A 20,498-nucleotide genomic window follows, 5' to 3' on the forward strand; every position below is an offset into this window, starting at 1 on the left:
TAGTTATTTAGTCAATGGAGCATAGAGGATATAAATTAATTTCATATTTTGACTTTTAAAAGTTTCTAGCGTAGAATAGATAAGGTAATTATAAATTTTAAGGAGATAGGAAATGATTAAAATAAAAGAATTAAATTGTAAATTAGGAGGAAAAGAAATATTTAAAGATTTTAATTTAGAAATAAAACCTGGAGAAAAAATTCTTTTAAATGCAGCTTCTGGAAAAGGAAAGACTACTTTATTTAATATTTTATTAGGTTTTCAAAAAGCTAAAGGAGAAATATATATTGATGATTGTAGATTAAATAAACATACAATTTTGGATATTAGAAAAAAAATATCCTATGTTAGTCAGGATATTGATTTTCAAAATAAAAATGTAAAAGAATTAATAATGGAAATTTTAAATTATAATGTAAATAAAAATAAAATTTTTTATGAAGATATTGAAAAATATCTAAAAGAGTTTAATATTTTAGACTCTTTACATAAAAATGTAAGGGAACTTTCAGGGGGAGAAAGGCAGAGATTAGGTTTTGCTATTTGTATGGGATTAAATAGAGAAATATGGCTGTTAGATGAGGTTACAGCTTCTTTGGATATGAAAATGAAAAAGAAAGTAAAAGAATATATTTTAAATACAAAGGCAACAGTTTTAATTATTTCCCATGATGAAATTTGGGATTTCAAGGAGGTGAAATGGTAATGGATATTTCATATTATTCTTTATTCTTACTTTTAGTTCTTTTAATTCCGGGGATAGTTTTAGAAAAATATTTTAAATTAGGAATATTAAAAACTTCAACAATTTCAATTTTGAGAATGTTTCTTCAACTTAGTTTAGTAGGAATATATTTGCAATATATTTTTATTTATAATAACCCTATTGTAAATGCTTTGTATCTATGTATTATGATAATTGTAGCTACATTTACAACAATAAAATCTATTAAAGTTAAATTAAGATCTTTTTTAGTTATTTTTTCTCCAATGTTATTTTTAATATTTGGATTTTCATTGTTTTTTAATGTGATTATATTAAAGATTGGATTTTTTGAAGCTAAATATTTGATTCCAATATCAGGAATGATCCTTGGAAATTGTTTAAATACCTCAATAATATCCATGACTTCCTTTTTATCTATTTTCAAAAATAGAAAGAAAGAATATTTATATACTTTAAGTTTAGGGGCTAGCAAATTAGAAGCATTAAAACCATATATGGCAGAAAGTATAAATTTAAGTTTGAAACCAGCAATAGCTACAATGGCAACTCTTGGGATAGTTAAACTTCCAGGAATGATGACAGGTCAAATTTTAGCAGGAAATTTACCAATGATAGCTATAAAATATCAAATTGCAGTTATGATACTTATATTTGGGGCACAAATGTATAATGCTTTTTTCATATTAATACTAGCATCTAAATTTTTCTTTGATGATTATATGCTCCCAAAGGAAAGTATGCTAAAATAAAGATAACTTATAATTAAAAGGGAGGACTAAAATGATAAGCAGTAGATCCATACAAATAATAAATTTATTACTAGAAAAAAAAGAATCAATTTCATTAAGATATTTATCTGAGTATTTCTCCCTTAGCGAAAGAAGTATTAGATATGAAATAGAAAAGATTAACATATTAGAAATATTAAAGGGGGAATGCATTGTTAATGATTATGATGCACTTGAAGACTTTTTAAAGACAGTGGAAAAATATATTCCTTCTTCTGAAGAAAGAGAACTTTATATAATATTAAAAATATCCTTTGAAAGATATATTAATCAAAAAGAGATTGCACAGGACTTAGATTTAAGTAAAAGTACTATAAAAGTTCATTTAAGAGAAATAAGAAAAAAATTAATAGACTATAATTTAAAGTTAGAGTTACTTCCTAAAAAAGGTCTTGAGATAATAGGAGAAGAGGAGCAAATACGACAATTAGCATTAAAAACATTAGTTAGTGCAGAAAAATTAGAAAGTAAATTTTTAAAAGATATTATCGATAAATATATAGGAGACATTGATATAAAAGGAATAAAGATTTTTATAAATTATTGCCAAAAATTAATGGATTTAATAATTTCTGATGAAGCTTATTCTGTTATATTGAAATATATAGAACTTATGATTTTTTTTAATAAAAACAAATGGGAAATTAAGAGTATAAAAAATAGCAAGTTTTTAGAAAATACTTTTGAATATAAATGTGTTGATAAGTCAAAAGCTTTAATTGAAGGATATTATGAGATAGAGGTTTCAAAAGAAGAATATTTAAAAATTACAGATTATTTTTTAGGTAGTCATACATATAATATTAATTATTCCTACTATGAAAACTGGGTTGAAATAGAAATAACAGTAAGAAGATTAATTGATTTAGTTAATAAAAAAATTGATGTAGATATTTCAAGGGATGAAACATTGTTTTTAGAGCTTGTTAATCATATAAAGCCAACAATATATAGAATAAAAAATAAAATTGTTTTAGATAATTCCATATATAAAGAAGTGATAGAAAGTTATCCTAAGTTATTTTTAATAGTGAAAGAATCAGTTGAAAATTTAGAAAAATTTATAGACGAAAAGTTTACAGATGATGAGATAGCATTTTTAACAGTTCATTTTAAATTAGCTATGGATAGAAATGTAAAGAAAAAAAGAGAAAAATTAAAAGTTTTATTAGTTTGTGCTTCAGGGTATGGGAGTTCAAAATTGTTAGCTGAGCAACTAAAAGATAGATATAGAATTAAAATAGTGGATACAATTCCTAGATATTTGTTTGAAAAGAAGATAAAAAAAGAGGAAGTGGATCTTATTCTTACAACAGTTTCCATAGATAATTATATGGGGGTTGAAAAAATAATTAAAGTTAATCCAATTTTAACCGAGGAAGATTTAAAAAAATTAGATGAATTTCCCGTTCAAAAGGACAATAAAAAAATTATATTTTCAGAGCTATTAGAAGTTTTAGAGGAAAATAGTGATATAGAAGTAGATGAGAGATTAATAGAAAGTTTAAGAACTTTTCTAGATAATAAATTAATAGATGATATTTTTCAAAAAAAAGTTACAGGATTAGACTCCATTAATGAAAACATGATTAAAGTTAAAGGTACAGCTAAAAACTGGAGGGATGCAATAAGGGAAGCTGGGAATATTTTATTAGATTCTAATTGTATAACAAAGGATTATATAGAAGGTATGGTGGAAGTTGTAGAAGAATATGGAGATTATATAATGCTTGTGCCAGGAGTACTTTTCCCTCATGCACAATCTACAGGAAATGTAAATAAAACAGGTTTTGCCTTTGTAAGATATAATGATGAAATAGAATTTTTAAATAAAAAGAAAATAAAGTTTGTCATTGCTTTTTGTTCTAAAGATAAAAAGGAACATTTAAATATTTTAAATAGAATTATAACTGAATTTGAAGAAAATGATTTAGAAAATAAAATAAAAGATACAAATGATACTAAAAAGATTTTAGAATACTTTAAAGGGGATTAATATCCTCTTTTTTTTTTGAAAAAAATACAATCTTTTAGAAAATAAAAAAAAGAGTTAAAATAAATTAGAATAAAAAGATAGGAGATGGAGACAATGTTGGAAAAAGAACTTGAAGGAAAAATTGTTGTTGTTGACCAGGTAAAAGACTGGAAAGAAGCAATAAGAAAAGTAGCCGAACCACTTTTGAAGAGGGGAGAAATAGAAAATTCCTATGTAGATGCAATTTTTAATAAAATTGAAAAAATGGGAAACTATATTATTATAGAACCTAAAATAGCAATGCCCCATGCAAGACCAGAGGATGGAGTAAATAAAACTTGTATTTCTTTACTTAAAATAAATGAGGGAGTTTTATTTGATGGTGAAGATGAAAAAGTTTATTTAATATTTATGTTAGCTGCAAGTGATAATAGTTCTCATATTGATATTTTAAAGGATTTAATGAATATAATTGATGATGAAGATCAAATTGAAAAATTAATTTTAGCTAAATCTATTGAAGAAACAAAAAAATTACTTAAATAAAGGAGAGATAAAAATGATAAAAATAGTTACTGTATGTGGAAACGGAATTGGAAGCAGTCTTATGTGTGCAATGAAAATTGAAGAAATTTGTAAAGAGGAGGGGATAGAGGCTGATGTAACATCATCAGATTTTAATTCAGTTGCAGGGAAACAAGTTGATTTAATAGTTACTATTAAACAATTAGCAGAACAATTAACAAATTATAATGTTGCAGAAATAAGAAGTTACACTAATAAAAGAAAAATAAAAGAAGATGTTTTAGAAAAAATAAAAGAGTTAACTAAATAAAATAGGAGGAAAATTATGAATTTACTTAGAATTATAGGAAATGATATTTTAACAAGTCCTGCATTTTTATTAGGGATAATATCATTAATTGGATTAGTAGCATTGAAAAAGCCATTTAATAAACTTATTACAGGAACATTAAAACCAATTATAGGTTATATTATGTTAGGTGCAGGTGCAGGGGTTATAGTAAAAAATCTAGATCCTTTAGGGAAAATGATTGAACATGGATTTAATATAACAGGAGTAGTTCCTAATAATGAAGCAATAACTTCAATTGCGCAAGACATTTTAGGAAAAGAAACAATGTTTATATTATTAGCAGGTTTAATAATAAATGTTTTAATTGCAAGATTTACAAAATATAAATATATATTTTTAACAGGACATCATAGTTTCTTTATGGCATGTATGCTTTCAGCAGTTTTATCTACTTCAGGATTAAAAGGAGCAACTCTTATACTAGCTGGTGGATTTTTATTAGGAGCATGGTCAGCTATTTCTCCTAGTATTGGACAAAAATACACAGATTTAGTTACAGATGATGACGGTATAGCTATGGGACATTTTGGTTCTTTAGGTTATTATATTTCAGCTTTTATTGGAAGCAAAATAGGAAATAAAGAAAAAAGTACAGAGCATATTGAAATACCAGAAAAATATAATTTCTTAAGAGATTCTACTATTTCAACAGCAATTACAATGATTGTTTTTTATTTAATAGCAGCTATAGTAGCAGGACCTAAATATGTTCAAGAATTATCAGGGGGAACAAATTATATTGTTTATGCATTAACTGCAGCCTTAAGTTTTGCTGTTGGTGTAACAATAGTGTATAATGGAGTAAGAATGATATTATCAGAACTTATTCCGGCTTTTCAAGGTGTATCACAAAAAATTATACCTAAAGCAATTCCAGCAGTTGACTGTGCAGTATTCTTTACATATGCACCAAATGCAGTTTTAATTGGATTTATATCTTCATTCATAGGTGGTATTATAGGAATGCTTGTATTAGGTGGAATGGGAGCAGTATTAATTATACCAGGACTTGTACCACATTTTTTCTGCGGAGCTACAGCAGGAATTTATGGAAATGCAACTGGAGGTAAAAAGGGAGCAGTAGTAGGGGCTTTTGTTAATGGATTATTCCTAGCATTTTTACCAGCCTTCTTATTACCAGTATTAGGTAACTTAGGTTTCCAAAATACAACATTTGGAGATTTTGATTTTGGAGTAATTGGAATCATTATAGGAAACTTAATTAATAGATTTGGTAACACAGGAATTATTTCAATAATTACATTATTCTTAATAGTTTTAATTGTACCAAATTTCATAAAAACAAAGACACATGTTATAAATGCTAAGGATGAATATTAAAAAGAAGGAAGATGTTTATGAAAAAAATACTTTGTGTAGGACATTCAGCTTTTGATATTACTTATTTATTAAATGAATTTCCAAAGGAAAACAAAAAATATAAGGCGAAAGATAGGACTATGGTTAGTGGTGGCCCTGCAGGAAATGCATCATATTTATTAGGTAAATATGGTGAGGAAGTATCTTATATAACTGTTTTAGGAAATGATTTTTATGGAAAAAAAATTATAGAAGATTTAGAAAGTGTTGGAGTAGATACAAAAAATATAATAATGAGCGAAAAATATATTACTCCATGCAGTTTAATAATAGCAAATGGAAGTACAGGATCGAGGACAATAATAAATTATAGGGAAGAAAAAGAAATTTTAGATTTAGATATTAAATATAAAAATTCTCCGCAGATAATTCTTTATGATGGTCATGAACTTGATATAGCACTTGCTACAAATAAATTATTTCCATCGGCTATTTCAGTTTTAGATGCAGGGACTTATAAAAAAGGAACTTTAGTATTAGGAAAGTTAGTAGATTATCTTATTTGTTCTGAAGATTTTGCAATGGAATATTGTAAAATAGATAAAATTCAAGAGAAAGATTTTGAATATGTTTTAGATAAATTAAAAGAATTAAATAAAAATACTATAATAGTTACTCTAGGTGAAAGAGGATCTATTATGAAAAAAGATGATAAGGTTATAAAATATGAAACTTTTAAAGCAAATGCAATTGATACAACTGGAGCAGGGGATATATTTCATGGAGCTTTTGTTTATGGTCTAAGCAAAGGATTTACAATAGATGAAAATATTAGGTTTGCATCAGCTTGTGCATCTCTTTCTGTTGAAAAACTAGGAGGAAGAAATTCAATTCCAGAACTTGAAGAAGTTTATAAAAAATTAGAAGAGAAATAAAATAAGTTGCAGTTTTAAATATTTTTTTAAAGCTGCAATTTTTATTTTAATAAAAATTATAACATGATTAAAATTAAGGTGGTATAATAATACTAGGATATAAAGGGGGGTAAAATATGTTTAGAATTATTAATTTACAGACAATGGATCCTATTTTAATGTTTACTATTTTTATGGGAATAGTTTTAATTTCTCCAATATTATCAGTTAAAACTAAAATTCCATCAATAATATATTTATTGTTAGGTGGTATGTTCATAGGACCATATGGTTTTAATATAGTTTCTAGAACTTTAAAGACGGAACTTCTTGGAGTTATAGGGCTCTTATATATAATGTTTGAAGCCGGATTAGAAATTAATTTAGAAGAAGTTGAAAAAAATAAATCCTATAGTTTAATATTTGGAACTTTAACTTTTTTAATACCTTTATTTTTAGGATTTTTAGGAGGGGTGTATATATTAAAAATGAGCATGTTAAGTTCTGTATTACTTGCTAGTTTATTTTCTTCTCATACTTTAATAACCTATCCAATTGTTAGTAAGTTTGGGATAAATAAAAGGAAAAGTATAACAGCTGTAATTGGAGGAACAATAATAACAGATGTTCTAGCACTAATAGTTTTAATTATAGTGATTGCAACTTATCAAGGTAACTTAACACTTATGTTTTGGGGTAAATTTATTAGTTTAACAGTCATATATGTTATATTTTCAGCTAAATATATTCCTAAAATAGCAAAACATTTTTTTATTAAATATGCTAAGGGAAATGGAAGTGAAGAATATGTATTTATAATTACTATTACATTTATACTAGCTCATATATCTCACATGATAGGTCTAGAACCAATAATTGGAGCTTTTTTATCAGGGTTAATTTTAAATAGTTTAATTCCAGAAAGAAGTGTGTTAATGGCAAGGGTTAAATTTATAGGAGAAACTTTGTTTATTCCATTTTTCTTGATATCTGTTGGTATGTTAATTGATGTTAGTCAATTTATAAAAAATGAAAAAACTATAAAGGTAGCTTTAATGATGATTGTTACAGCTATAATATCTAAATTTATTGCAGCTTTTGTTTTTGGTAAAGTTATAAAACTAAAAAAAATTGAAAATCTTTTAGTTTTTTCAATGTCGGTAAATCAAGCAGCAGCAACTTTAGCAGCAGTAACTGTAGGTTACAATGTTGGGATATTAAGTGAATATATTTTAGCAGGAACAATAACAATGATTATGGTAACTTGTTTTATGGGGACTTTTTTTACAGAATATACTGCTAAAAAGATTGCTTACGGAGAAAATAACGATGAGGAATTATCAAACGATTTACATAGAATTTTAGTTCCAGTGAATCAGGAGATAAATTTAGAAAATTTAATGGAATTTAGTTTTTTGTTACAGAATATAAAAAGACATGATCCAATTTATGTTTTGAAAATAATAAAAGAAAAAGATGATAATGATAAAGAAATTATAGAAAGTGAAAAACTTTTGGAAAAAGTTATTAAAAGAGCAAGGGAATTGAAAAGAGAAATTATTCCTCTAATAAGGATTCAAGATGATGTGTCTAATGGAATATTAACAACAGCTAAGGAAAATAGAATTTCAAAGGTAGTTTTTTCTTGGGATAGAAAACATCCTGAAAAAAATAAAATTTTTGGAGCTGTTATAGATAAATATACTGAAGCTAGTACATCTCTTGTCTATATATTAAAACTAGAACATACACTAGGAACAGCTTCTAAAACATATATTTTAATCCCTGATTTAATAATGAAACACAGAGGATTTTTGCAAATGCTTGAAAATACTTTGAAACATTTAAAAGAATTAAATACTAAGATTATATTTGTATGTAAAGATGAGACTAAAGAATATTTAGACAATTTTATAAAAGATAATAAGGGAGTTGATTTTTTAACTGTAAATAAATGGGATAAACTAGATGAATTTGTAAAAAATTTAATAAAACCAGGAGATTTAATTATTTTCTTTTTAGGAAGAAGAGAAGAAAGTACTTGGAGTAATTCTCAAGATGAATCAGCTAAAAGTTTAGTTGAAGATGAGAAGACTAATTTTATAGGAATATATTTATCTTGTAACAAAGGAAAAGAATGTCATTGTGAATAAGTAGTAAATAAAAATAGAAAATGTAGACTTACAAGAAAAACTTGTAAGTCCACATTTTTATAATTTATATTTATTTTAAATTTTTAACAATGGTCTTAATCCATAAACAAAAATCTTTTTCAACTTTCTTAGCTATTTCCATAACTGATTCATGAGAATGCGGTTTAGTAGCAATACCAGTTGCCATATTAGTGATACAAGAAATACCTAATATTTCCATACCTAAATAATTTGCCACAATGGCTTCAGGTACAGTTGACATACCAACAGCGTCTCCTCCCATTAAAGAATATGCTTTAATTTCACTAGCAGTTTCATATGATGGACCAGTAGTTCCAAGATATACTCCCTCACTATATTTTATATTTAAATTCTTTGCTTCTTTTTTAGCACTTTCAATAAATTTTTTAGAATAGACTTCTGTCATATCAGGAAATCTTGTACCAAATCTATCATCATTTTTTCCAATTAATGGATTAGTTCCAAAAAAGTTTATATGATCTTTAATTATCATTAAAGTTCCATCTTGAAAATTTGGATTTATTCCTCCTGCAGCATTACTTAAAATAAGTTTTTCTATTCCAAACATTTTCATAATATAAATAGGATAAGTTACTTCTTTCATAGGATAACCTTCATAAAAATGAATTCTTCCTTTCATGGCCATAACTTCTGTATCTCCTATTTTTCCAAAAATAAGTTTTCCAGCATGACCTTTAACTGTAGAAATAGGGAAATTTGGAATTTCATGATAATCTATCTCAACGGTTTCTTTAATTTCATTTGCTAAGCTTCCAAGTCCACTTCCAAGAATAATTGCAATTTTTGGACTATAATTTGTTCTAGATTTTATAAATTTAATACTTTCTAATACTTTATTATACATAAAAATCTCCTTTCCAAAATAAATAGTTCTATTAATATAATAGTGCCTTATTTGAATAAAGTCAACCCTGTCAATAGATTTTATCATATAAAAAAAGAATGATTCAAAAAGCTATTGAAAATTAAGGAATAGAAAAGATAAAAAAAATAAATTATCACAATATCTTGTGCGCTAGTTGAAAAGGAGCACAAGATGTTGTATAATTCCATTAAGGGATACCAAGCAACAGAAAAAAGGAGATGGGGATTATGATCCAAACAATAAGAAAACGTAACGGAGATTTAGTTGAATTTTGTGGTGATAAAATAACAAGAGCAATATTTAAAGCTGCCACTGCAGTGGGTGGAAATGATTGGGAAAAATCAGAAGAGTTATCTCAAGAAGTTATAGATATGCTTTTTAAAAAATATAAAGATACAGTGGATGTCGAATATGTTCAAGATACGGTTGAAAAAGTTTTAATAGAAGGTGGGCATGCTAAGACAGCTAAGGCTTATATCTTATATAGAGAAAAACGTCGTGGTGCAAGGGAAAAAAATGCTTTAATAGGAGCAACAATTGATTTATTTTCTAAATATTTAGATGATGGAGATTGGAGAATAAAAGAAAATGCAAATACTCAAAAATCAATAAATGGAATGAATAACTATATTCGTGAAAGTTTTACAAAACAATATTGGTTACATGAGATTTATCCAGCTGAAATTCGTTCAGCTCATTTATCAGGAGATTTACATTTACATGATTTAGGATTCTTTGGACCTTATTGTGCAGGTTGGGATTTAAGACAACTTCTTGTTCAAGGTTTTGGAGGAGTAGAAGGAAAAGTAGAATCTAGTCCAGCAAAACATTTACGTAGTTTCTTAGGACAAGTAGTTAATTCAACTTTTACAACTCAAGGGGAAACAGCAGGTGCTCAAGCATGGAGTAGTTTTGACACATATTGTGCTCCATTTATAAAATACGATAATCTTGATTTTAAAGCTGTTAAGCAAATTTTACAAGAGTTTATATTTAATTTGAATGTACCTACAAGAGTTGGATTTCAATGTCCTTTCTCAAATTTAACTTTTGATTTAAAAGCTCCATCTACATTAAAAAATCAACCAGTTATAATTGGTGGAAAATTAATGGAAGAAACATATGGGGACTTTCAAAAAGAAATGGATATGCTAAATGAAGCATTTTGTGAAGTTATGGAAGAGGGGGATAAAAAAGGTAGAGTATTTACTTTCCCTATCCCTACAATAAATATAACAAATGATTTTGATTGGAATAGTAAAGTAACAGATAAATTTATGGAAATAGCTTGTAAATACGGAATTCCTTATTTTTCAAATTATGTAAGTTCAGATTTATCTCCAGAAGACGCTCTATCTATGTGTTGTCGTTTAAGATTGGATACTAAAGAACTTCGTAAAAGAGGAGGAGGATTATTTGGATCAAATCCACTTACAGGATCAATAGGAGTTGTAACTATAAATCTTCCTAGAATAGCTTATCTATCTTCAACAAAGGAAGAATTTCAAGAAAGACTAAAAAAATTAATGGATATAGCTAAGGAAAGTTTAGAGATTAAACGTAAAACTATTGAAAGACAAACTGAACATGGAATGTATCCTTATTCAGAAAATTATTTAAAAGATGTATATAAAAGAACAGGGGAATATTGGTATAATCATTTCAATACAATAGGACTTATAGGAATGAATGAAGCTTGTTTAAATTTCTTAGGAGAAGGAAAAGATATAACAACAAAAGAAGGACAAGAATTTTCTTTAGAAGTTTTAGATTATATGAGAGAAGTTATTGCTAAATATCAAGATGAAACAGGACATGTTTATAACTTAGAAGCTACTCCAGCAGAGGGAACAAGTTATAACTTAGCTAATAAAGATAAATCAAGATATAAAGATATAATTACTGCAGGAGATGAAGTTTGTTATTATACAAATTCTTCTCAACTTCCAGTTGGTTATACAGATGATATATTTGAAACACTTGATCTTCAAGATGAATTACAATGTAAATATACAGGTGGAACAGTATTACATTTATATTTAGGAGAGCAAATAAAAGATATAGAAATAGCTAAGAGTTTATTAAAGAAAGCATTTACTAATTATAAGTTACCATACTTATCACTAACACCAACATTCTCAATTTGTCCAGAGCATGGATATATAACTGGTGAAGTTGAAAGATGTCCAGAATGTGGTAAGCTTACAGAAATATGGACTAGAGTAGTTGGATACCTTCGTCCAGTTCAAAACTTTAATAAGGGTAAAACAGAAGAATATTCAGAAAGAGTAAAATATGTTATAAAAAATTAAGGAGAGGTTGATTCTATGAAGTTTGGAGGAATACAAAAGACTAGTACTATAGATTTTCCTAAAAAACTAAGTTGTGTAGTCTTTACATTAGGATGTGATTTAGATTGTTTTTATTGTCATAATCGTCAACTTATAGAGACCGGAGAAGAGATTTCAGAAAAAGAAATAAAAGCATTTTTAGAAAAAAGAAGAGGATTACTTGATGGGGTTGTAGTTAGTGGTGGAGAAGCTACTTTACAAAAAGATTTACTTAAATTTTTTAAATATTTAAAAAAATTAGGTTATGCAACTAAACTAGATAGTAATGGTCAAAGTTTAGAAGTTATTAAAAAATTAAATGAAGCTAAAGTTGTTGATTATTTTGCTATAGATCTAAAGGGGGCAAGAGAAAAATATACTCATATATGTGGAGAAAGAGCAGATTACGAAAAGACTGCAGAAACTATAAGATATTTATTTGATGCTAAAGCAAATTTTGAAGTAAGAACAACTTTATATCCAGGAATAACTAAAGAAGATTTAATTTCAATTGCAAAGGATTTTGAAAATTTTCCTTTATGGAGATTTAATTATTTTCATATGCCAGAAAAATTTAAAAAATGTGATTTAAAAAGGCTTAGAGGAAAAGTATTAACCAAGTATGATATGATAAAGATAAAAAAAGATTTGAATGAATATCAGAAAAATTTAGAGATTTAAAAATAAAATAACAAAAAAGATTAGCTTGAATAAAGCTAATCTTTTTTTATTTAGGTATTTAAATATTTTAAAAAATACCTATTAATGTTATAATAAACTATAATGGATTAATTGTATTTAAAATAGGACAAAAAGGAGAATTTATGCCAAATGTAGATAAAATAAAAAATCTCATATTGCTTTTTTTAAAAGAATGTACATCAGTGGAAAACTTAAATAATTTAAAAGAATTTTTATCAGAAAATATTATTTATGTTGGAAGCAAGGAAAATGAAATATATTCTGGAAGGAAAAATATAATTGAGAATTTAGAAAAAAAGATTAATGAATTTACAAAAGAGTTTAAAATTCAATATAAAGAGCCAGTTTTAAATGTTATTAACGAAAATATAAGTATTATTTATATGGAAATTTTAGTGGAAAGCTTAGAAGGAAACACTAAAAAGTTAAATGTTATTTTTACAGTTACTAAGGAGAATAGTGACTATAAAATATCTATGATTCATAATTCTAAAGTAGAAAATAATAAAGTTGATTATGTGAAGAAATTAAAAGAGGAAATTGCCATTACAAAATCTTCTATGGATATAGCTATTAATCAAAGTGGAGTTTATTATTATGAATATGATAAGGATAATAATAGAGTTAGTGTAAATGAAGGAATACAAAAGTTACTTGGAGTAAGTTCTTCTATAGAAAACTATCCTGAAATAATTTTTAAAAGTGGTTTAGTTTTAAAGGAAGATATAGATGTATATAGAGAAAATTTAAAAGACATCAAAGAAGGTAAAAAGAAACAAGTTTCCTTTGATGTTAGATTTAAAATGCCCGATGGAGGAATTTGTTGGTTTAGAAAATATTTTATTTCCATTTATGATTCTCAAGGTAAAGTGGGCAAAATAATTGGTGTAATGTCAAATATAAATCAATTAAAAACTATAGAAAAAAATATTTCTCTAGAACAAAATAAAAAGTTTAATTCTGAAAAAGCATTAAAATTTTATTATAAGATTAATTTAACTAAAGGACTTGTTTTAGAGCAAAAGGAAAAAGAAGCAAATGAAGATATAATCATAAAAAAATGTAGAATAAAATATGAAAACTTTTTAGAAGATAAGTTAGAAAATATAATTGATAAGGAAAGTAAGGAATATTTTAACAAGGAATTAAATATAAAATCTTTTGTTACAGCTTATCGTGAAAATAAAGAAATAGAGTTTGAATATAGAAGGAAAATAGGAGAAGAAATTTTTTGGGTAAAGCTAAGAATAGTGTTCTTATTAGAACCTCAAAGCAATGATGTGTTAGCTTTTGCATATATATATGATATTTCTAGGGAAAAAGCAAGTTTACTAATGCTTGATGCAATTATGATGAATCAAAATGAGTATATTTTAAGAAAAGAATTATTATCAGATAAGTGCTATATATATGCTAGTGAAAATAATTTTATGAAATTTCCTAAGGGACTAAGTAATTATAGTGTGGAAGAATATAATGAAAAATTAGATAACTATACAAGTAATTTAAAAGTATTAAAAAATCAAGATTATTTAAAAATTATAACTGAATATGAAAATATAGAGAAAAACAAATTATATGTTAATTTATGTGAGTTTATAGATAATAATAATAAAAAAACTTATAAAAGGGTAATATATTTCTTAGACAATTATTATTCTGTGTATATGTTAGTTTTAGATGTTAGTGATGTTATTTTTAATGAAAGAAAAACAAAACAAGAATTAGAAGAAGCATTAAAAAAAGCAGAAGACATTGCAATTAGTGCAGAAAGATCTAAGATAGAAGCAGATAAGGCAAATACAATAAAAACAGATTTTTTAGCTAGAATGAGTCATGATATGAGAACTCCAATGTCAGCTATAATAGGCCTTACTAATTTTGGATTAGAAGAGAGTATGGATATAAAAGATAGAAAATATTTTGAAGAAATAAAAAATAGTTCAGAGTATCTACTTCAATTAATTAATGATATTTTAGATATGCAAACTTTAGAAAGGGGTAAAATTATATTAAAGCCTCAAGTTTTTCAGGTGAAAAATTTTATTAAAAAAATAGAAACCATAATAAAACCTAAGGCAGATAAAAAAGGTATTATTTTAAAGATTAAAGAATATTCTAATATAAAAAATGAATATTTAAATTTAGATGAAAAAAGATTAGCTCAGATTTTAATTAATATATTAAATAATGCTGTAAAATATACTAAAGCAGGGAAGGAAGTTGTTTGGGAATTATCTTTAAATAAAATAGATGAAAACAAAATTGAATTAATAAATGAAATAAAAGATCAAGGTGTTGGAATAAGTGAGAAGTTTCAAAAACATCTTTATGAACCTTTTTCAAAAGAATATAATGAGTTAAGTAAGAACGAAGGTGGGACAGGTTTAGGTCTTGCTATAACTAAGAATTTAGTTGATAATATGGATGGAAAAATTTATTGTAATTCAGTTCTTGGTGAGGGAACAACGTTTAAAATAGAGATTCCTTATGTTTATAAAAAAGGAAACAATGTAGAGTGTGAGGAAAATCCTTTAAGTAATAAAGAAATTATTACAGATTTTAATGGGAAAAAAGTTTTATTATGTGAAGATGTAGATATTAATGCGAGAATAGTAAATAAAATTTTAAATTCTAAAGGATTTATAGTTAATCATTTTACTAATGGATTGTTAGGCTTGGAAGAACTTAAGAAAAATAATTATGATATTATTTTAATGGATATAAGAATGCCTGTTATGGATGGAATAACAGCTGTAAAAGAAATAAGAAAATTTAATAAAGATATACCGATAATAGCTTTATCAGCAAATGCTTATATTGAAGATATAGAAAAGAGCTTAGCAGCAGGAATGAATGCTCATTTGTCAAAGCCAATAGATAAAGCTGAATTATTTAATGTTATAGGAAAATTAATAAAATAAACTAATGGGAAGAGGTATACTATGGGGATAATAAATAGTTTTGCAAGAAGTATAAAAAATATATTTACAAGATTGCTATTTATAATAATAATTTTTTCAAGCATAACTTTAAAAAGTCTTGCTAATAATTATTATCAAGATTATCAGGAAATTATTTATAATAATAATAATGGATTACCTGTTTCAGCTGCAAATGCAATAACTCAAACTAAAGATGGATTTATTTGGATAGGAGTTTACGGGGGATTACTTAGATATGATGGAAAAAAGTTTATAAAGATAGGTCATAAAAATGGAATAAATAATGTTAAAGATTTATTAGTTGATTCTAGTGGGAAATTATGGGTTTGTACAAGTGATAATGGAGTAATTCTTTATGATAAAGGAGAAACTAAGGTTATAAATTCCTACAGAGGCTTGAAATCTAATTCAGTTAGAACTGCTATTGAAGATGAAGATGGTCATATTATAGTGGGTACAACTTCAGGAGTTGCTAGTATAGATATTAAAACAATGGAAATTCATAATATACTTGGAAATGATGAAAATTCTAAATATATAGAAAAAATGGATATGTTAAAAGATGGAAGAATAATTTGTGTGTCTAATGATGGGAAGGTTTTTTTATTAGAAAATCATAAATTATATAAAATAATAAAAAAGAGTTCAAAGAGCAATTTAAAGATTATTTCAGTTTATATTGATAATGAAAGTGATAATATTTATTTTGGTACAGACAGTAATATTATACTTAAAGGACAATTTAATGATAAAAGTTTAAAATTGGAAAAAATAAATTGTGGAAAATTAAGTTATATAAATGGAATAGAAAAGGATAAAGCAGGAAATTTATTAATCGCTTCAGATACAGGAATAGGATATTTAGATAAAGATTTAAATTTACAAGTTTTTTCTGATTTAGAAATGAATAATTCAATAGATAAAATTTTTATAGATTCTGAGGAAAATCTTTGGTTTATTTCTTCAAGACAAGGGGTTATGAAATATACTAAAAGTATATTTCTAGATATGAGTAAAAACTTAGGATTAAAAAATGAGGTGGTAAACAGTATATTACCATATAAAAATAGATTTTATATAGCTTCTGATAGGGGTCTTACAATAGTTGATAATAAAAGTAATTTGGTAGAGAATGAACTTGCTAAATTTTTAAAGGGAGAAAGGGTTCGTTGTTTATTAGAGGATAGAGAAGGGAATTTGTTGATTGGAACTTATACTGGAGATAAAGGAATAGTAAAGTATAATAATAATGGTGAAATAAAAATAATAAATGAGAAACAAGGTTTAAGTTCATCAAAAATAAGATCAATGATAAATTTAAAGGATGGAAACATTGCAGTAGCTACAAATAATGGTTTAAACATTCTAAAAAATGATAAGATTATTAAAAAAATTGGAATAAGAGATGGAATGAATAATTCCAAAATTCTAAATTTATGTGAAACACCAGATGGAACATTATTTTTAGGAACAGATGGTGGTGGGATATCTGTATTTAAAGATGGAAAATTTATAGAAAATATTGATCATGATTTAGGTTTAGATTCAGATATAATATTAAGATTAAAATATGATGAAAGATATAAGGGAATTTGGATTCTTACAGGAAGTTCCATTAGTTTTTATGATGGTAGTAATTTAAAAAGAATAAAGAATTTTCCTTTTAAAAATAACTATGATATATTTTTTTATGGTGGGAAAATATGTATACTAAGTAATGAAGGAATAATTTTTACTACCATTAGAGAGATGCTTTTAGATAATAATATAAAATATAGATTTTTAAATTATAAAGAAGAAAGAGCTCCAATGGTAACAGCTAATTCTTTTAGTTATATGGATGAATTAGCAAACTTATATATATGCGGAGTTAGAGGAGTATTTAAATTAGATGTTGAAAAATTTAATAAAGAATACAAGATACCTAAAATAGCATTAGAAAGTATTATTGTAGACGGGAAAAGGCAGTATTTAAAAAATGATAGAATTAAACTTTCAGGAGATGTTAAAACATTAGAGATAGAAGCCTATACTTTAACTTATCAATTATTAAATCCGACAATATCTTATTATTTAGAAGGCTTTGATGATGAATCTACTGAAATGAATAATTCAGATGCTGAAAAAATTAGATATAGTAATCTTAAGGGCGGAAAATATATATTTCATTATAAGGTGATTGATAGAAAAAATAATAGAATTTTAGGACATAAGAAAATATATATAGACAAGGAAATTCGTTTTTTAGAAACTAAATATTTTCCTGTATCTATAGCCTTTGGAGGAATTCTTTTATTTGGAGCTATCCTTTATTTTATTTTTAAAAGTAAGGCTAAAAGAGAAATACAAAGGCATAAGGAACTTCAGCATAAAGAATTAGAAGAAGCATTAGAAAAAGCTGAAGTGGCTAACAATTCTAAATCGGAATTTTTATCTCAAATGAGTCATGATATGAGAACTCCTCTAGGTGCAGTTATAAATTTTGCTGAATTTGGAATAGAAGAAAATGAAGATGGAAATAATAAAAAATATTTTAATCAAATAAAAGAAAGTTCTGTATATTTGTTAGGATTAATGAATGATATATTAGATGCTCAAAGAATAGAAAATGGGAAAGTAGATTTAATAGAAACTACCATTGATACAAAAGAATTTATTCAAACAGTAATGAATATAGTATTACCAAAGGCTAGAAAGAAAAACATACATTTTATAGAGCCTAATTTAAATGAAGAAGAAAATATTTATAAAAAATATGATGTTCAGCATTATAAACAAATATTAGTTAATGTTATAGGAAATGCAATAAAATATACTCATCCTAAAGGGATAGTTAAATGGGAATTAGAATTTTTAGAAGATGAAGAGGGAAGACCGTTTACAAGAAGTATAATAACTGATAACGGAGTTGGAATTAGTAAAGAATACCAAAAACATATATTTGAAAAGTTTACTAGAGAAAAAAATATTCTTTCTAAAAAAGAAGGAGGAACAGGATTAGGTTTAGCAATTACAAAAAAATTAATAGATTTATTACATGGGGATATTATAGTTGAAAGTGAACTTGGCAAGGGATCTAAATTTACTATAGATTTACCAGTACATAAAATATCTAAAAAAGAATTTGAAAATTTAAGAAAAGAAGAAATTATAAAATCCTTAGATGAATTTAAAGGGAAAAAGGTACTTTTATGTGAAGATAACGATATCAATGCAAAGATAGTTGAAAAAATATTATCCAGTGTAGGAATAAAAATAACAAGAGTAAATAATGGATTTTTAGGAATTACTCAAGTAAAAAATGAAAAATATGACGCAGTATTAATGGACATAAAAATGCCTGTTATGGACGGGTTAAAGGCAACTAAAAAAATAAGAGAATTTAATAAAGATATACCTATAATAGCTTTATCAGCAAATGCTTATGCAGAAGATATAAAAAAATCTTTAAATGCAGGAATGAACGCACATTTATCTAAACCTATTGATAAAAATAAAATGTTTAAAACTTTACTAGAAGTTATGATTGATTTCAATTAAGATATTTTAAAATTTAAGGGGGAGATGCTATGAGTAGTGAAACATTAAGTCAAATGTTTTTTGGGGTTTCAATAGGAGCAGTACTAGGAGCATGTTTTGTGTATTTTAAGAATAAATAATTGAAATAAAAAAATCCTTCGTTTTAACGAAGGATTTTTTATTATTATAATTCAGATTTCCATAAACCATGAAGATTACAATTTTCATAAGCTGAGATTACTTTTTCATCTTTAGCTAGTTTAAAATATGCAATTGGTTCATCTCCAGGATTAAAATAATGGAACTGACCACCATTTGTTGTTTCAAGATATATCCAAACAATATAATGATTATCAAGCATTGGATGAAGAGTAGAACCTACAGTTACTTTTACATTTTCTCCATCAACATCAATTAATGGAACATGTTTTTCTCCAGCAGCATCAGCAGTTTGTGGAATAAGTTCTTTCATATTTTGTCCACAACAATTAACTGGAACTCCTGAATCATAAAATTTCTTAATAATATTACCACAGTGTTCACATTTAAAAAACTTAGTTTCTAACATAATAATTCCTCCTATCCTTTATAAATTAAACAATAAATTATATACCATCAATCTAATTTTATAACATTTATTGCAACAAATCAACTAAGGACAAAGAATTTTTTTTATATCTTTTTTCTTACCCATAACAGTGATGGTAGAATCTTTTTCTAAAATAGTATCAGCTGTAACAGAACAAATTTTATTTTCTCCTGAAGTTATTGTAAGAACAAGGAGGTTATCTTTATTTTTAATATCAACTTCAGCCAAGGTCTTACCTCGAAGAGGAAGAGGAACTTGATTTAAAAAAACTTGAGCAATTATATTGTTACCGAAATTTTCAATAACCATTAAAGAATTAATATTATCCTTTGCAACAAAATAACGATAAAGTTTTTCAGAAAATCTATTAAAAATAAATCTTATGAAAACAAATTTTCTTAAAAAATAAAATATTATAAACATAATTGAAAGAGTTATAATTTCAACTATTGATAGCTTATCATTTTTGAAATTATAGGTTACAATTATACTTATAACTCCTGACACAATTGTGGCTGTAAAAGTATATCCAAAAATCATAATGACCTTAGCTATACTTCTTCTTTTTCTACTTCTTAATATAAGCTCACTTTCAGAGGTAGTGAAACCAGAATTAGTTAAAAGAGAAATAACTTGGAATCTAGCCTTTTCTTCACTCATTCCAGTTAATCTAAACATTACTGTAAATATATCAGCAAGGAAAATATATAGTACAATTAAAAAGAAAAATAATGCAACTATTATATTTATAA

The 20,498-nt window shown here is 25.7% G+C and carries 15 protein-coding genes; 12 read left to right on the forward strand and 3 right to left on the reverse strand.

From position 1 onward, the window contains the following. Positions 1-112: 112 nt before the first annotated feature. From Q7K47_00955 to Q7K47_00990, 8 genes are all read left to right on the forward strand, one after another. Positions 113-706: an ABC transporter ATP-binding protein gene (locus Q7K47_00955; protein MDP0505771.1), complete on the forward strand. Its 594-nt coding sequence runs from the start codon at positions 113-115 to the stop codon at positions 704-706. Continuing rightward, entirely contained in the window at positions 700-1,476 is a 777-nt protein-coding gene (locus tag Q7K47_00960; protein ID MDP0505772.1) for an ABC transporter permease, read from the forward strand. Before Q7K47_00955 ends, Q7K47_00960 begins: the two co-directional genes overlap by 7 nt. A gap of 31 nt (positions 1,477-1,507) precedes the next feature. Next, positions 1,508-3,511, forward strand: a complete 2,004-nt coding sequence (locus Q7K47_00965) for a BglG family transcription antiterminator (GenBank protein MDP0505773.1) — start codon at positions 1,508-1,510, stop codon at positions 3,509-3,511. Between the two features lie 93 nt (positions 3,512-3,604). Then, the gene (locus Q7K47_00970; protein MDP0505774.1) at positions 3,605-4,036 is read left to right on the forward strand and encodes a PTS sugar transporter subunit IIA; all 432 of its coding nucleotides are present in this window, start codon (positions 3,605-3,607) and stop codon (positions 4,034-4,036) included. Between the two features lie 13 nt (positions 4,037-4,049). Continuing rightward, complete coding sequence (locus tag Q7K47_00975) at positions 4,050-4,325, forward strand: PTS sugar transporter subunit IIB (protein ID MDP0505775.1); 276 nt, start codon at positions 4,050-4,052, stop codon at positions 4,323-4,325. A 15-nt stretch (positions 4,326-4,340) separates the two neighbouring features. Continuing rightward, positions 4,341-5,708 carry a PTS ascorbate transporter subunit IIC gene (locus Q7K47_00980; protein ID MDP0505776.1) on the forward strand — a complete coding sequence of 456 codons (1,368 nt, stop codon included), beginning with the start codon at positions 4,341-4,343 and terminating at the stop codon, positions 5,706-5,708. 17 nt (positions 5,709-5,725) lie between these two features. Continuing rightward, positions 5,726-6,622 (forward strand): carbohydrate kinase family protein, encoded by an 897-nt coding sequence (locus Q7K47_00985; GenBank protein MDP0505777.1) that lies wholly within the window; start codon positions 5,726-5,728, stop codon positions 6,620-6,622. 116 nt (positions 6,623-6,738) lie between these two features. Next, complete coding sequence (locus Q7K47_00990; GenBank protein MDP0505778.1) at positions 6,739-8,754, forward strand: cation:proton antiporter; 2,016 nt, start codon at positions 6,739-6,741, stop codon at positions 8,752-8,754. A 70-nt stretch (positions 8,755-8,824) separates the two neighbouring features. Here the strand turns inward: Q7K47_00990 and Q7K47_00995 are convergent, their stop codons facing one another. Further along, complete coding sequence (locus tag Q7K47_00995; protein MDP0505779.1) at positions 8,825-9,640, reverse strand: purine-nucleoside phosphorylase; 816 nt, start codon at positions 9,638-9,640, stop codon at positions 8,825-8,827. A 248-nt stretch (positions 9,641-9,888) separates the two neighbouring features. Between Q7K47_00995 and Q7K47_01000 the strand changes: the two genes are divergently transcribed. The 4 genes from Q7K47_01000 to Q7K47_01015 all read left to right on the forward strand — a co-directional run bounded on the left by Q7K47_01000 (position 9,889) and on the right by Q7K47_01015 (position 19,178). Then, the gene (locus Q7K47_01000; protein ID MDP0505780.1) at positions 9,889-11,973 is read left to right on the forward strand and encodes a ribonucleoside triphosphate reductase; all 2,085 of its coding nucleotides are present in this window, start codon (positions 9,889-9,891) and stop codon (positions 11,971-11,973) included. Between the two features lie 15 nt (positions 11,974-11,988). Beyond that, positions 11,989-12,672: an anaerobic ribonucleoside-triphosphate reductase activating protein gene (locus tag Q7K47_01005; GenBank protein MDP0505781.1), complete on the forward strand. Its 684-nt coding sequence runs from the start codon at positions 11,989-11,991 to the stop codon at positions 12,670-12,672. A gap of 143 nt (positions 12,673-12,815) precedes the next feature. Next, positions 12,816-15,617 carry a response regulator gene (locus Q7K47_01010; protein MDP0505782.1) on the forward strand — a complete coding sequence of 934 codons (2,802 nt, stop codon included), beginning with the start codon at positions 12,816-12,818 and terminating at the stop codon, positions 15,615-15,617. A 21-nt stretch (positions 15,618-15,638) separates the two neighbouring features. Beyond that, positions 15,639-19,178, forward strand: coding sequence for a response regulator (locus Q7K47_01015; protein ID MDP0505783.1), 3,540 nt, complete (start codon positions 15,639-15,641; stop codon positions 19,176-19,178). Positions 19,179-19,341: 163 nt separating this feature from the next. On the opposite strand, the gene Q7K47_01020 is transcribed toward Q7K47_01015, so the two are convergent. Both Q7K47_01020 and Q7K47_01025 read right to left on the reverse strand, forming a co-directional pair. After that, positions 19,342-19,725 carry a desulfoferrodoxin family protein gene (locus tag Q7K47_01020; protein ID MDP0505784.1) on the reverse strand — a complete coding sequence of 128 codons (384 nt, stop codon included), beginning with the start codon at positions 19,723-19,725 and terminating at the stop codon, positions 19,342-19,344. An 84-nt stretch (positions 19,726-19,809) separates the two neighbouring features. Beyond that, the gene (locus Q7K47_01025) at positions 19,810-20,424 is read right to left on the reverse strand and encodes a TrkA C-terminal domain-containing protein (protein MDP0505785.1); all 615 of its coding nucleotides are present in this window, start codon (positions 20,422-20,424) and stop codon (positions 19,810-19,812) included. Positions 20,425-20,498 lie beyond the last annotated feature (74 nt).

It is taken from the genome of Fusobacterium sp. JB019 (assembly GCA_030673965.1).
Classification (GTDB): Bacteria; Fusobacteriota; Fusobacteriia; order Fusobacteriales; family Fusobacteriaceae; genus Fusobacterium_B.

Excerpts from the sequence above, each read along its gene's own strand:
- Q7K47_00955 (MDP0505771.1), top strand. The coding sequence starts at position 113 with ATGATTAAAATAAAAGAATTAAATTGTAAATTAGGAGGAAAAGAAATA.
- Q7K47_00960 (MDP0505772.1), top strand. The coding sequence starts at position 700 with ATGGTAATGGATATTTCATATTATTCTTTATTCTTACTTTTAGTTCTT.
- Q7K47_00965 (MDP0505773.1), top strand. The coding sequence starts at position 1,508 with ATGATAAGCAGTAGATCCATACAAATAATAAATTTATTACTAGAAAAA.
- Q7K47_00970 (MDP0505774.1), top strand. The coding sequence starts at position 3,605 with ATGTTGGAAAAAGAACTTGAAGGAAAAATTGTTGTTGTTGACCAGGTA.
- Q7K47_00975 (MDP0505775.1), top strand. The coding sequence starts at position 4,050 with ATGATAAAAATAGTTACTGTATGTGGAAACGGAATTGGAAGCAGTCTT.
- Q7K47_00980 (MDP0505776.1), top strand. The coding sequence starts at position 4,341 with ATGAATTTACTTAGAATTATAGGAAATGATATTTTAACAAGTCCTGCA.
- Q7K47_00985 (MDP0505777.1), top strand. The coding sequence starts at position 5,726 with ATGAAAAAAATACTTTGTGTAGGACATTCAGCTTTTGATATTACTTAT.
- Q7K47_00990 (MDP0505778.1), top strand. The coding sequence starts at position 6,739 with ATGTTTAGAATTATTAATTTACAGACAATGGATCCTATTTTAATGTTT.
- Q7K47_00995 (MDP0505779.1), bottom strand. The coding sequence starts at position 9,640 with ATGTATAATAAAGTATTAGAAAGTATTAAATTTATAAAATCTAGAACA.
- Q7K47_01000 (MDP0505780.1), top strand. The coding sequence starts at position 9,889 with ATGATCCAAACAATAAGAAAACGTAACGGAGATTTAGTTGAATTTTGT.
- Q7K47_01005 (MDP0505781.1), top strand. The coding sequence starts at position 11,989 with ATGAAGTTTGGAGGAATACAAAAGACTAGTACTATAGATTTTCCTAAA.
- Q7K47_01010 (MDP0505782.1), top strand. The coding sequence starts at position 12,816 with ATGCCAAATGTAGATAAAATAAAAAATCTCATATTGCTTTTTTTAAAA.
- Q7K47_01015 (MDP0505783.1), top strand. The coding sequence starts at position 15,639 with ATGGGGATAATAAATAGTTTTGCAAGAAGTATAAAAAATATATTTACA.
- Q7K47_01020 (MDP0505784.1), bottom strand. The coding sequence starts at position 19,725 with ATGTTAGAAACTAAGTTTTTTAAATGTGAACACTGTGGTAATATTATT.
- Q7K47_01025 (MDP0505785.1), bottom strand. The coding sequence starts at position 20,424 with ATGTTTAGATTAACTGGAATGAGTGAAGAAAAGGCTAGATTCCAAGTT.